This window comes from Methyloversatilis sp. MC4-4 (assembly GCF_049843555.1).
Classification (GTDB): Bacteria; Pseudomonadota; Gammaproteobacteria; order Burkholderiales; family Rhodocyclaceae; genus Methyloversatilis; species Methyloversatilis discipulorum_B.
The window spans coordinates 505,998-518,060 of sequence record NZ_JBBHZK010000003.1 but is presented as its reverse complement, the minus strand read 5'-3'; the positions used below and the strand labels follow the sequence as shown (position 1 = coordinate 518,060).

The 12,063-nt window shown below is 67.5% G+C and carries 6 protein-coding genes and 1 tRNA gene; 6 read left to right on the top strand and 1 reads right to left on the bottom strand.

The window, feature by feature from the left end; all coding sequences use genetic code 11:
• The first annotated feature begins 32 nt into the window (after positions 1-32).
• From WDZ97_RS15410 to WDZ97_RS15390, 5 genes are all read left to right on the top strand, one after another.
• Positions 33-695, top strand: coding sequence for a trypsin-like peptidase domain-containing protein (locus WDZ97_RS15410; RefSeq protein WP_425763325.1), 663 nt, complete (start codon positions 33-35; stop codon positions 693-695).
• Positions 696-847: 152 nt separating this feature from the next.
• Positions 848-6,409, top strand: coding sequence for an excinuclease ABC subunit UvrA (gene uvrA / locus WDZ97_RS15405; RefSeq protein WP_425763324.1), 5,562 nt, complete (start codon positions 848-850; stop codon positions 6,407-6,409).
• A 244-nt stretch (positions 6,410-6,653) separates the two neighbouring features.
• Entirely contained in the window at positions 6,654-7,175 is a 522-nt protein-coding gene (locus WDZ97_RS15400) for a hypothetical protein (RefSeq protein WP_425763323.1), read from the top strand.
• Between the two features lie 206 nt (positions 7,176-7,381).
• Positions 7,382-7,903: a PepSY domain-containing protein gene (locus tag WDZ97_RS15395; protein ID WP_304000534.1), complete on the top strand. Its 522-nt coding sequence runs from the start codon at positions 7,382-7,384 to the stop codon at positions 7,901-7,903.
• Positions 7,904-8,118: 215 nt separating this feature from the next.
• Positions 8,119-10,641, top strand: coding sequence for a chemotaxis protein CheW (locus tag WDZ97_RS15390; protein WP_425763322.1), 2,523 nt, complete (start codon positions 8,119-8,121; stop codon positions 10,639-10,641).
• Between the two features lie 61 nt (positions 10,642-10,702).
• On the opposite strand, the gene WDZ97_RS15385 is transcribed toward WDZ97_RS15390, so the two are convergent.
• A tRNA-Met gene (locus WDZ97_RS15385) sits at positions 10,703-10,779 on the bottom strand.
• Positions 10,780-10,881: 102 nt separating this feature from the next.
• On the opposite strand from WDZ97_RS15385, the gene WDZ97_RS15380 reads away from it, so the two are divergent.
• Positions 10,882-12,048 (top strand): UbiH/UbiF family hydroxylase, encoded by a 1,167-nt coding sequence (locus WDZ97_RS15380; RefSeq protein ID WP_425763321.1) that lies wholly within the window; start codon positions 10,882-10,884, stop codon positions 12,046-12,048.
• Positions 12,049-12,063 lie beyond the last annotated feature (15 nt).

The following is a 12,063-nucleotide window of genomic DNA, read 5'->3' as shown; positions in this document are numbered from 1 at the left end:
CCAGCGTTTCAGCCTGCCGACCGGAGCCCGCCATGAGAACAACGATCGCCGCCCTCGGATTCGCCCTTGCCGCCTGTTCGGCGCAGGCGATGAACATCGCCACCGCCATCCAGACCACGGTGCGGGTGCAGGCCGAACAGCCGGACGGATCGATCTCGATCGGCAGCGGTGTCGTGCTGCCGGGGCAGCGGGTGGCGACCGCCTGCCACGTGATCGCCGGCGCGAAGTCGCTGAAAGCCAGTTATCAGTACGTGGCCAAGCCGGCCAGCGTGGTTCGTCGCGACGACTGGCGCGACCTGTGCGTGCTGTCGGTGCCGGAACTGGTGGCTCCGGCGGCGAAGATCGCCCGTGCAGGCGACCTGAAGCCCGGTGACCGCCTGCTCGGTTTCAACGGCGCCTACGGCGTCGATGTACGTCTGCTGGTCGGTGCGCTGGACCGCACCTTCGCGATGGATGGCGCGCCGGTGATGCAGGTGAGCGTGCCCTTTGCCATCGGCGACAGCGGCGGCGGCCTGTTCAACGTGGCCGGCGAACTGGTCGGCATCCTCGCCTTCGTCGCGAAGACGGCGGGTGAGGAGCGCTACGCAATCCCGATCGAATGGCTGGAGGCGGACATCGACGCCACGCGCACCGTGCCGTTCTGGAAGGCCGCGCCGGCCGACATGCCGGACTTCCTGCGGCCGCAGGAACGCTGATTGCACGCGATCGGGGCCGTGGTCCCGACCCGCGACGCGCGGTCGGTGGTTCATCGCCGGCGGCGCCGCGCCTGCAGAATCCGTCGTCGCTGCTAAGCTCGCGGCCAACTCACTGAATTCCGTCCATCGTGTCCCGCAAAAGCTATCGTCCCGTGGCCGCAGTGCCCGAAGCCGCCATCCGCCTGCGCGGCGTGCGGCAGAACAACCTGAAGAACCTCGACGTCGATTTCCCGCTCGGCAAGCTGACGGTCGTGACCGGCGTGTCCGGTTCCGGCAAGTCCTCGCTGGTGTTCGACACGCTGTATGCCGAAGGCCAGCGCCGCTACGTCGAAACCTTCTCGCCCTACGCGCGCCAGTTCCTCGACCGCATGGACGCGCCGCAGGTGGACCGCATCGAGGGCGTGCCGCCAGCCATCGCGATCGACCAGACCAATCAGGTGCGCACGTCGCGCTCGACGGTCGGCACGATGACCGAACTGAACGACCATCTGAAGCTGCTGTTCGCCCGCGTGTCCACGCTGCACTGCCGCTGCTGCGGCAAGCCGGTGCAGGCCGACAGCGCCGACCGCATCGCGCAGCGGATTGTCGAACGTGCCGCCGCAGCGGGTGACCCGCGGCTGGCGGTGACCGCGCCGGTCACCGTGCCCGACAACTTCACCGACGCCGAGGTGCAGGGCTGGCTGGAGCGCCAGGGCTACACCCGCATCCACGCGCGCGACGGCACTGTGCTGCACGTGGTGCAGGACCGCTTTCGCGCCGGCAACGCCGGCGAATCGCGCATCGCCGAGGCGGTCGAGGCGGCGCTGAAGCTGGGTCACGGCCGCATGCACGTGCAGCTGCTCGACGGCGAAGGCGAGCGCTGGGCCTTCTCGAACACGCTGCACTGTGCAGACTGCGACATCGCCTACAGCCCGGCGATGCCGGCCACCTTCTCGTTCAATTCGCCGATCGGCGCCTGCGAAACCTGCCGCGGCTTCGGCCGTGTCATCGGCATCGATTTCGGACTGGTCATTCCGGACGGCCGCAAGACCCTCCGCGGTGGCGCGGTGAAACCCTGGCAGACCGAGTCCTACAGCGAGTGCCAGACCGACCTGGAAAAGCTGGCGCCGAAGTACGGTGTGCCGCTCGATGTACCGTTCAACGAGCTGTCGCCTGAACACCGCCAGTGGGTGCTCGAAGGCGATCCGAAGTGGAAGAGCTGGCAGAAGTCCTGGCCGGGTACCTGGTATGGCGTGCGTCACTTCTTCGAGTGGCTGGAAACCAAGGCCTACAAGATGCACATCCGGGTGCTGCTGTCGCGCTACCGGGCCTATACGCCGTGCCCGGCCTGCGGCGGCAGCCGGCTCAAGCCGGACGCGGCGCTGTGGAAGATCGAAGGGCATTCGATCCACGACCTGATGCAGTGGCCGGTGGTGAAACTGCGCGCGCTGATGGACGCGCTCGACCTGCCGCCGCCGCTGGATTCGGCCACCGAGGAACTGATGGCGGAAATCCGCACCCGGCTCGGCTATCTGTGCACCGTCGGGCTGGGCTATCTGAACCTCGACCGGCAGTCGCGCACGCTGTCCGGCGGCGAGGTGCAGCGCATCAACCTGACGACCGCGCTCGGCACGTCGCTGGTGAACACGCTGTTCGTGCTGGACGAACCGTCGATCGGCCTGCACCCGCGCGACATGGAGCGGGTGATCGGCGTGATGCAGCGGCTCAAGGACGCTGGCAACACGCTGGTGGTGGTCGAGCACGACCCGCAGATCATGCGTCACGCCGACCGCCTGCTCGACATCGGCCCGGGTGCCGGCACGCGCGGCGGGCAGATCGTGTTCGACGGCGCGCCCGCCGCCATGGCCGGCGCCGACACGCTGACCGCTGACTACCTGGCCGGCCGCCGCAAGGTCGATGCCGCGCTCGGCACCCGCCGGGCGGTCGATGCCGCCACGCCGCGCCTGGTGCTGCGCGGCGCCCGTGCGCACAACCTGAAGAACGTCGATATCGCCATCCCGCTCGGCCGCCTGGTCGCGGTGACCGGCGTGTCCGGCTCAGGCAAGTCGACGCTGATCCAGGATGTGCTGCACCCGGCGCTGCTCAAGCACTACGGCCGGCCGACCGAAACGGCCGGCGAGCACGACGCGCTCGAAGGGCTGGATCACATCGCCGACGTGGTGATGGTGGACCAGTCGCCGATCGGCAAGAGTGCTCGCTCCAACCCGGTCACCCACGTCGGCGCCTTCGACCCGGTACGCGAACTGTTCGCGCTGCAGGCCGAGGCGAAACAGCGCGGCTACACCGCCGGCACCTTCTCGTTCAACGCTGGCAAGGGTCGCTGCCCGACCTGTGGCGGCACCGGTTTCGAACACGTCGAAATGCAGTTCCTGTCCGACGTGTATCTGCGCTGCCCGGACTGCGACGCGACACGCTACCGCGCAGAGGTGCGCGAAATCAGGCTCGACGGCCGCAGCATTTCCGACGTGCTGGCGATGACCGTGCGCGACGCGCTGGACTGGCTGCGCGATCTGGCCGACCTCGAACCCAAGCTGCGCCGCCACGCCGACAACGCGGTGGCCGGCCTGCAGGCGCTGGTCGATGTCGGCCTCGACTACGTGACGCTGGGCCAGCCGGTGCCCACGCTGTCGGGCGGCGAGGCGCAGCGGCTCAAGCTGGCCGGCTTTCTCGCCGAAGCGGCCAGCGTGAAGGGTGCGAAGGGCGCGAAGAGAGGTTCTGCGGAGGGCGGCACTCAGGGTGGCAAACTCTTCCTGCTCGACGAGCCGACCACCGGGCTGCACTTCGACGACATCGCACGCCTGCTCGGCGCGTTCGCCAAGCTGCTCGACGCCGGCCATACGGTGCTGGTGATCGAACACAACCTCGATGTGATCGCAGCCGCCGACTGGCTGATCGACCTCGGTCCGGAAGCGGGCGAGGACGGCGGCCGGCTGGTGTTCGAAGGCACGCCGGCGCAGATCACGGGGTGCGAGACGTCGCACACCGGGCGCGCGCTGGCGGAGTACCGCCTGGTGGATACCTTCTCGCTGGCCGCGCACGAGGTGGCGCCGGTCGAGCAGCAGGACGCGGCGCACAGCGCGCTGCGCGCTCGCGCCGCGCACAGCATCGTCGTGCACCGCGCGCGCGAGCACAACCTGAAGAACATCGAGGTCGATATTCCGCGCGACCGCTTCACCGTGGTGACCGGCGTGTCCGGCTCCGGCAAGTCGACGCTGGCCTTCGACATCGTGTTCGGCGAAGGTCAGCGGCGCTACCTCGAATCGCTGAACGCCTACGCGCGCCAGTTCGTGCAGCCGGAGAGCAAGCCGGACGTCGATGGCGTGTTCGGCATTCCGCCGGCGGTGGCGATCGCGCAGCGCACCAGCCGCGGCGGGCGCAAGAGTACGGTGGCGACACAGACCGAGATCTACCATTTCCTGCGCCTGATGTACGTGAAGCTGGGCGTGCAGCACTGCCCGGACTGCGGCTGCGCGATCGCGCCACAGAGCGAGGACGCGATGGTGGCGCGCATCCTGCGCGAGCGGCGCGGCCAGCACATCGGTCTGCTGGCGCCGCTGGTGATCAACCGCAAGGGCTATTACACCGAACTGGCGCGCTGGGCGAAGTCGCACGGCCACACCCATCTGCGCGTCGATGGCGAATTCCTGCCGACCGCGCCGTGGCCGCGGCTGGATCGCTTCAAGGAGCACACGATAGAACTGCCGATCCGCGATTTCGTCGTGAACGAACGCGACGAGCGCACGCTGCGCGACGCGGTGCGGCAGGCGCTCGAACACGGCAAGGGCGTGTTGCACCTGATGTCGCCGCTGGACCGACTGGGACAGCCGGACGCGCCGGTGCCGACCGTCGAGGTGTATTCGACCCAGCGCGCCTGCCCGAGCTGCGGCACCGGTTTCGCCGAACTCGATCCGCGCCTGTTTTCGTTCAACTCGAAGCATGGCTGGTGCGCCAAGTGCATGGGCACCGGCCTCAAGCTGCAGGGTTTCGACGCCGAACAGACCGGCGAGGAAGCGACCTGGAACGAGTGGCAGGACGGGGAGCCGGAAGAATGCCCGGCCTGCCATGGCGAGCGGCTGAACCCGGTTGCGCGCAATGTGAAGCTGTTCGGCCAGTCGATCGCGCAGCTGAGTGCGCAGCCGGTGTCGGCACTGCAGACCGCCATTGCCGGCTGGTCGCTCGAAGGCCGCGAAGGCGAGATTGCGCGCGACGTGATCGCGGAGTTGAACAGTCGGCTGCACTTCCTCAGCGAAGTCGGACTTGGCTATCTGTCGCTGGACCGCGCCGCACCGACGCTGTCGGGTGGCGAGGCGCAGCGCATTCGCCTCGCTGCCCAGCTCGGCTCGAACCTGCGCGGCGTCTGCTATGTGCTCGACGAACCGACCATAGGCCTGCATCCGCGCGACAACCAGGTGCTGCTCGACACGCTGGTGAAGCTGCGCGACAAGGGCAACACGCTGCTGGTGGTCGAGCACGACGAGGACACGATACTGCGCGCCGACCACGTGATCGACCTCGGCCCGGGCGCCGGGCGGCTCGGCGGCGAGGTGATTGCCGAAGGCCACGCCAGCGATCTGGCGAAGAAGCCGGAGTCCATCACCGGCCGTTTCCTCGCCCGTCCGCTGGACCACAGTTTCAAACCGCGGCGTCCGGTCGCCGACGACACGCCGTCGCTGCTCGTACGCGGCGCCACGCTGCACAACCTGAAGGGCATGGACGTGCAGGTGCCGCTCGGCCGGCTGGTGGTGATGACCGGCGTGTCCGGCTCCGGCAAGTCCTCACTCGCGCGCGACGTGCTGCGCGACGGCGTCGCGCAGCGGCTGAACGACCCGAAGGCTGCGCTCACCGGCTGCACCGACATCGAAGGCTGGGGCGCGCTAGGCCGCGTGCTCGAAGTCGACCAGACGCCGATCGGCAAGACGCCGCGTTCCTGCCCGGCGACCTACATCGGTTTCTGGGACGCGATACGCAAGCTCTACGCCGACACCCAGGATGCGCGCGAACGCGGCTTCACCGCCGCGCGCTTCTCGTTCAACACCGGCCCCGGTCGCTGCCCGGTGTGCGAGGGCCAGGGGCTGCGGCAGATCGAAATGTCCTTCCTGCCCGACGTGCGCGTGCTGTGCGAAGCGTGCAACGGCGCGCGCTTCAATTCGGAAACGCGCGCCGTCGTCTGGCGCGGCAAGAGCATCGCCGACGTGCTGGCGATGAGCGTGGACGAGGCGGTCGAATTCTTCGCCGCCCACCGCAAGCTGGCCGACACGCTGAAGCTGATGCAGGAGGTCGGCCTCGGTTACCTCACATTGGGTCAGCACAGCCCCACGCTGTCCGGCGGCGAAGCACAGCGCATGAAACTGGTGACCGAACTGGCGAAGTCGCCGGCCGACCCGAACGACCCGGCCAATGCCCGGAGGGGCCGCGGCAACCCGCACACGCTGTACGTACTGGACGAACCGACCACCGGCCTGCACATGGCCGACATCGCCAAGCTGATCGGCGTGCTGCACCGGCTGGTCGATGCCGGTCATTCGGTGGTGGTGATCGAGCACGACCTCGACCTGATGGCCGAGGCGGACTGGATCATCGATCTCGGCCCGGAAGGCGGCGACGGCGGCGGTCGCGTGGTGGCGGCCGGTGCGCCGGCCGATCTGCTGGCGCAGGCTGCCACATCGCACACGGCTCGCGAGCTGGCGCGTTTCCGCGCCGCGCGGCATCGCTGACAGCTCGCGCCGTTTCATTGTCGATCGGCCACTCCGGCAGGTGACGTCGGCCGCCGCCGCCGCCCGGCTTCGCCGATTCCTACAAGTCGGGCGACGGCCGGCAACCAGAATGCAGGGTGTGACAGTGGGTCTGGAGTCTGGCGCGCGTCCGGTAACGATTTGAAGCATGTCGATTACACGTGGCAGTCTGCGCCCAGCCCTCCGCACCCGTTGAAATCACTGTTCACTACGCGGAGACACGACGATGAAAAAGATGATGATGACTGCCGCTCTGGCCCTGTCCGCACTGCCGGCGCTGGCCGCCGACGTCGGTGTGTCGATCTCGATCGGACAGCCCGGCTTCTATGGCCATATCGACATCGGCGACTATTACCCGCGCCCGCGTCTGATCTACCCGCAGCCGGTGGTCATCGTGTCCGGCCCGCATCTGCCGCCGCCGGTCTATATGCACGTACCGCCGGGCCATGCCAAGAACTGGCGCAAGTACTGCGGTCGTTACGAGGCCTGTGGCCGCCCGGTCTACTTCGTGCAGGACAGCTGGTACAACGACGTCTATGTGCCGCGCTATCGCGAGCGTCACGCCTATCGCGAGGTGCGCCACGATCATCACGACGGGCATCAGCATTACGATCGGCACGACCGCGATGATCACCGCCGTGGCGGCTACGACGATCACCGCGGCGGCAAGCACGACAAGGGCGGTCGTGGGCACGGCGGCGGTCCGGGCAACGGAAATGGCAACGGCAATGGCCGGGGACGCGATTGATTGGTGCGGGTGCACACTGTTCGACTCGGGAACACAGTGCGCCGGGCGACAGGGATATTTTCCCGGTATGGCCGGGAAAATATCCCAATTTGTCACCCTTCTGAACGGCTTCCGGGAAACTTTCCCGGGCGAAGGCTAGACTTCGGATACTGCAGCGCAACACGCTGCGGACCCCATTCTGGCATACCGAAAAAGGAGAACACACCATGAAGAGCGCTCACCTGCTGGCTACCCTGCTCATCACTGCGGGCCTCGCCGCACCGGCATTCGCGGAACATCACATGCCGAAGACCTCGGCAGGTCTCGAAAAGTGCATGAAGGCGGCACTGAAGGCCAAGGCCGGCCAGATCGTCAAGGTCGAGCTGAAGAAGGAAGCGGGCGAAGGTTACATCTATGAATTCGATATCGAGACGCCGGATGGCAAGGCATGGGATGTCGAGTGCGCGGGCAAGTCGGGCAAGGTGGTCGAGGTCGAGGAAGAAGTGACCAAGGATCACCCGAAGTTCGCTGGCGCCAAGGTGAACGAGGCTGCCGCCCGCGAGATCGCGCTGAAGAAGGTGCCGGGCGAGATCGTCGAGGTCGAGTACGAGATCGAGCCGGACGGCAAGGGCTCTTACGAGTTCGACATCAAGACCGCCGACGGCAAGGAAGTAAAGCTTGAAGTCGATACCGAATCCGGTGAAGTGGTGTCCCAGTCGGACGAGAAGTGGCAGATCGGCAAGGAGTGATGCCGGTCGGCAGGTCCGCCGGACGGATCTGAAGAAGGGGCGGCCTGGGGCCGCCCTTTTTTTTGCCCTGATCAGGGGCGCAAGGCCGCGGATACCGCCTTTTCACGCGCTTTCGTGGTGCGTGAATGCACCATGAAAGTGATTTTCAATCAATTGCTTAACTTCTGTTTTTCGCTGCCGTTCTGAGCTCGAAACCATTAGAACGGAGCTGACCGATGTCCTGCCCGCAGTCCTTGCTTCCCCATATGCGCAGCGTGCTCGCCTGCGAACGCGAACTGTCCGAACTGCGCTTCACCTGGCGACTGATCGAGACCACGGCCAAGATGGTCTGCCCGGCGGAGGCGAAAACCATCCTGCCGGCCATGGCCAGCACGCGCGAGGCCTTCGGCAGGCTGGAGACCGAACTGGTGCGTGCGCTGGCTGCCGAGAACGTCAACAAGGTGGTGCTGCAGATGCGTGCGCGGGCGCGCGCGGTCGTCGATGTGGTGGTGCGCAATCTGTACGAGCGCACGGCTGACGTCGGCTTTCTCGCGACCGACGACGACATCCGCGGTTTCCTGCGCGCCGACGCGACCGGCCGTGAGCGGCTGGAGGCGCGCCTGCACGAATACATCCGCAAGTACTCTGTGTACGACGCCATCTTCGTGCTCGATCTGCGTGGCGAGGTGCGTGCTGCCATCGGTGCGTTGCCGGAGACGACGGCCGGTGATCCGGCGCTGCTCGAGCGCGCGCTCGCGGCACCGGGTTACGTCGAACACTTCGGGCGCTGCGCGCTGCTGCCAGGACGCGAACGCGCGCTGGTCTACGCGCGACGCATCGACGATACCGACGGGCGGGCGCTTGGCGTGCTCTGTCTGTCCTTCCGTTTCGACGACGAGATGGCCGGCATCTTCCGTACCTTCCGTCGCCCGCGCGATCGGGCGGTCATGCTGCTGCTCGATGCCGACGGACACGTCATCGCCAGCAGCGATCCCGACCACGTACCGCTCGGCCGCACACCGGAGGCCGCCACCGGCGCCGACGGTGCGCTGATCGACTTCGGCGGTCGCGAGTACATTGCCTGCACCTGCGAGGCGACCGGTTACCAAGGCTACGCGGGCCCGGGCTGGCGCGGTCATGTCATGGTGCCGGCCGAATCGGCCTTCCGCGAAGAGGCGGTCGCGCTGCAAGGGGCGGGGGCACAGTCTTCTGGCCTGAACTGCAGCGAACTGGCGACCATCGAGGCGCAGGCGGGGGCGATCAAGGACGCGCTGAACCGGGTCGTCTGGAACGGCCAGGTGATGGCTGGCGGACGTCGTGGCGATTCGCTGAAGCTGAAGTCCATGCTGCAGCAGATCAGCGAAACCGGCGAGCGCATGCGCGCAGTGTTTTCGCGTGCGCTGGCCGCGCTGTCCGACACCATCATGTCGTCGACGCTGCAGGATCTGCAGTTCGTGTCGCGGCTGATGATGGACGTGATGGACCGCAATCTGTATGAGCGCGCCAACGACTGCCGCTGGTGGGCGCTGGCGCCTGCCCTGCGCGAGGCGCTCGCCAGTGGTCGCGGAGGGTCATCGCTCGGTGCGTTTCTCGACGACATCAACCGGCTCTACACGGTGTACGACCGGCTCTTCGTATATGGCGCGGACGGGCGCATCGTCGCGTCCAGCACGCTGTCCTGCGCGGCGGACGACACCGTTGGCCGGCAGGTCGACGGGCGTGTCGTCGACGCGGTGATCCGGCTGGCCAGCACGCAGAGCTATGCCGTGTCGCCATTCGAAGCCAGTCCGCTGCATCGTGACGCGCCGACCTACATCTATCACGCGGCCATCCGCGCGCCGGGCGACGACACGCGCGTGGTCGGCGGCATCGGCATCGTGTTCGAATCGGCGCGCGAGTTCAGGGCCATGCTGAGTGAACTGCTGCCGGCGCGCGACGGGGTGTGGGCCGCTTTCTGCGAGCGCGATGGCCGCATCGTCGCCAGCACGCGACCGGATCTCGCGCCGGGAAGCCGGCTGGATCTGGGCGAGCTCGCCGCCGGACTCGATGCGGGCGCCAGCCGCCATGCACTGATCGATTTCGACGGCGTACGCCATATGGCCGGTGTTGCGTTGTCGGCGGGCTATCGCGAATACAAGACGACCGGTGATTACCGTAACGATCTGGTCGCCGTCGTCGCTCTGGCGCTGCCGGAGGCCTCCGCGACCGCCCGCGACACGGACGCCGGCCCGGGTGAAACCGAAAGCGGCGTCCGCCCCGGCGAGGGCGAAGAGTTCGCGGTGTTCCGCCTCGACGACCGGCATCTCGCGGTGAGTGCGGCCCGGGTGCTGGAGGCCGCCGACATCGATCGCGTGCGCCGGATCGGCAGTGGCGAAGGACTGGTGGCCGGCGTGCTGCCGCTCGACGATGCGGGCGGGCTGGAACACGTGCCGGTGGTCAATCTGCGGGTGTTCTTCGACCTGCCGCGCGCAGACGGCCGCGGTCACGTCGTCGTCACGCACTGTGCGCGTGGTCGCCTCGGACTGGTGGTGGACGATCTGATCAGCGTGACCGAGTGCGGTCCGAACGACATCCGGCCGGTTCCCGAGATGGTCGCCGGGCGCTTCCGCTGGCTCGACCGTCTCATCATCACCGGCCGCGACCGCCCGCTGGTGTCCGCACTCGACCTCGACGCGCTCTACGACATGCTGCGCGACCAGGTCCGTGGCGAGCTGTCGGACGCCGACTGCATGCTGCAGGACGAAGTGCTGAGCGCCTGATCGCGGCAGCTGGACGAAAAAAAGCCCGATCCGCGGATCGGGCTTTTCTCTGCAACCGGAGTGGTGGTGATGGGGGGACTTGAACCCTCGACCTACGGATTATGAATCCGTCGCTCTAACCAGCTGAGCTACATCACCACGCGAAAGGACGCGGATTGTCGTTTAGACACCGGTACTTGTCAAGGACGGCGCAGCGGCCGGACAATCGCGGGTTGATTTCTCCTGGATGGGTTCGCACAGATGCAGCGGGACCTTGAATTCGATGTGGTGGTGGTGGGCGCCGGCCTGCCTGGCCTCGCACTGTGCGCGGCCTTGCGTCGCTCGCAGTTGTCGGTGGTGCTGGTCGAGGGGCGCATGCCCGAGTGGCCGGTCGGTGGCTGGGACGCGCGGGTGTATGCGGTCAGTCCGTCGAGTGCGCGCTTTCTCGATGCGGTCGGCGCCTGGGCGCATCTGGACAGCGGCCGTCTGCAGCCGATGACGCGCATCGAGGTGTTCGGCGACCGCGGCGCGCGGCTCGACTTTTCCGCCTTCGACGTCGGGGTCGGCGAACTGGCGTGGATCGCCGAATCCAGCCTGATCGCCCGCGAACTGTGGGAAGGCGTCAAGCGGCAGGCCAACGTGACCCTGCTGTGTCCGGCGCGGCCGCTGTCGCTGACCGTTGCCGACGGTCGCTCGCGGCTGGCGCTGGAGGATGGCCGGGTACTCGACGCCGCGCTGGTGGTCGGGGCCGATGGCGTCAATTCCTGGGTGCGCGCGCAATCGGGGCTGGAGGCGCGCTTCACCGATTACGAGGAACTGGGCGTCGTCGCCAACTTCCGCTGCGAGAAACCGCATCTGGGCACCGCCTGGCAGTGGTTCAGGCCTGACGGCGTGCTCGCCTTCCTGCCGCTGCCCGATCAGCACATGTCCATGGTGTGGTCCGCGCCGGAAGCGACCGCGCGCGAATTGCTGCAATACGACGCCGCTACGCTGGCAACACAGGTAGCCGCTGCCGGCGATCACGTGCTCGGTGCGCTCGAACTGGTGACACCGGCAGCCGGGTTTCCGCTGCGGCTGATGCAGGTGCCCAAGGTGGTCGCGCCCAGCGTGGCGCTGGTGGGCGACGCGGCGCATGCGATCCATCCGCTGTCCGGCCACGGCGTCAATCTGGGGTTTGCCGATGTGCGCGTGCTGGCCGAAGTGCTGGCGGACGCCGACCGCAGCGTGCTCGGCGACGTGCGTCTGCTGCGTCGTTACGAACGCAAGCGGGCGGAAGAGGTGAATGCGATGCAGCTCACCACGCACGCGCTGCACGAGCTGTTCCGGCCGCAGTGGCCGGCGCTGTCCTGGTTGCGCAACAGCGGACTGAACCTGACCCGGCGCCTGCCTGTCGTAAGGAATGCGCTGGTACGCTACGCACTCGGCTGAGTACTCACAACCGGC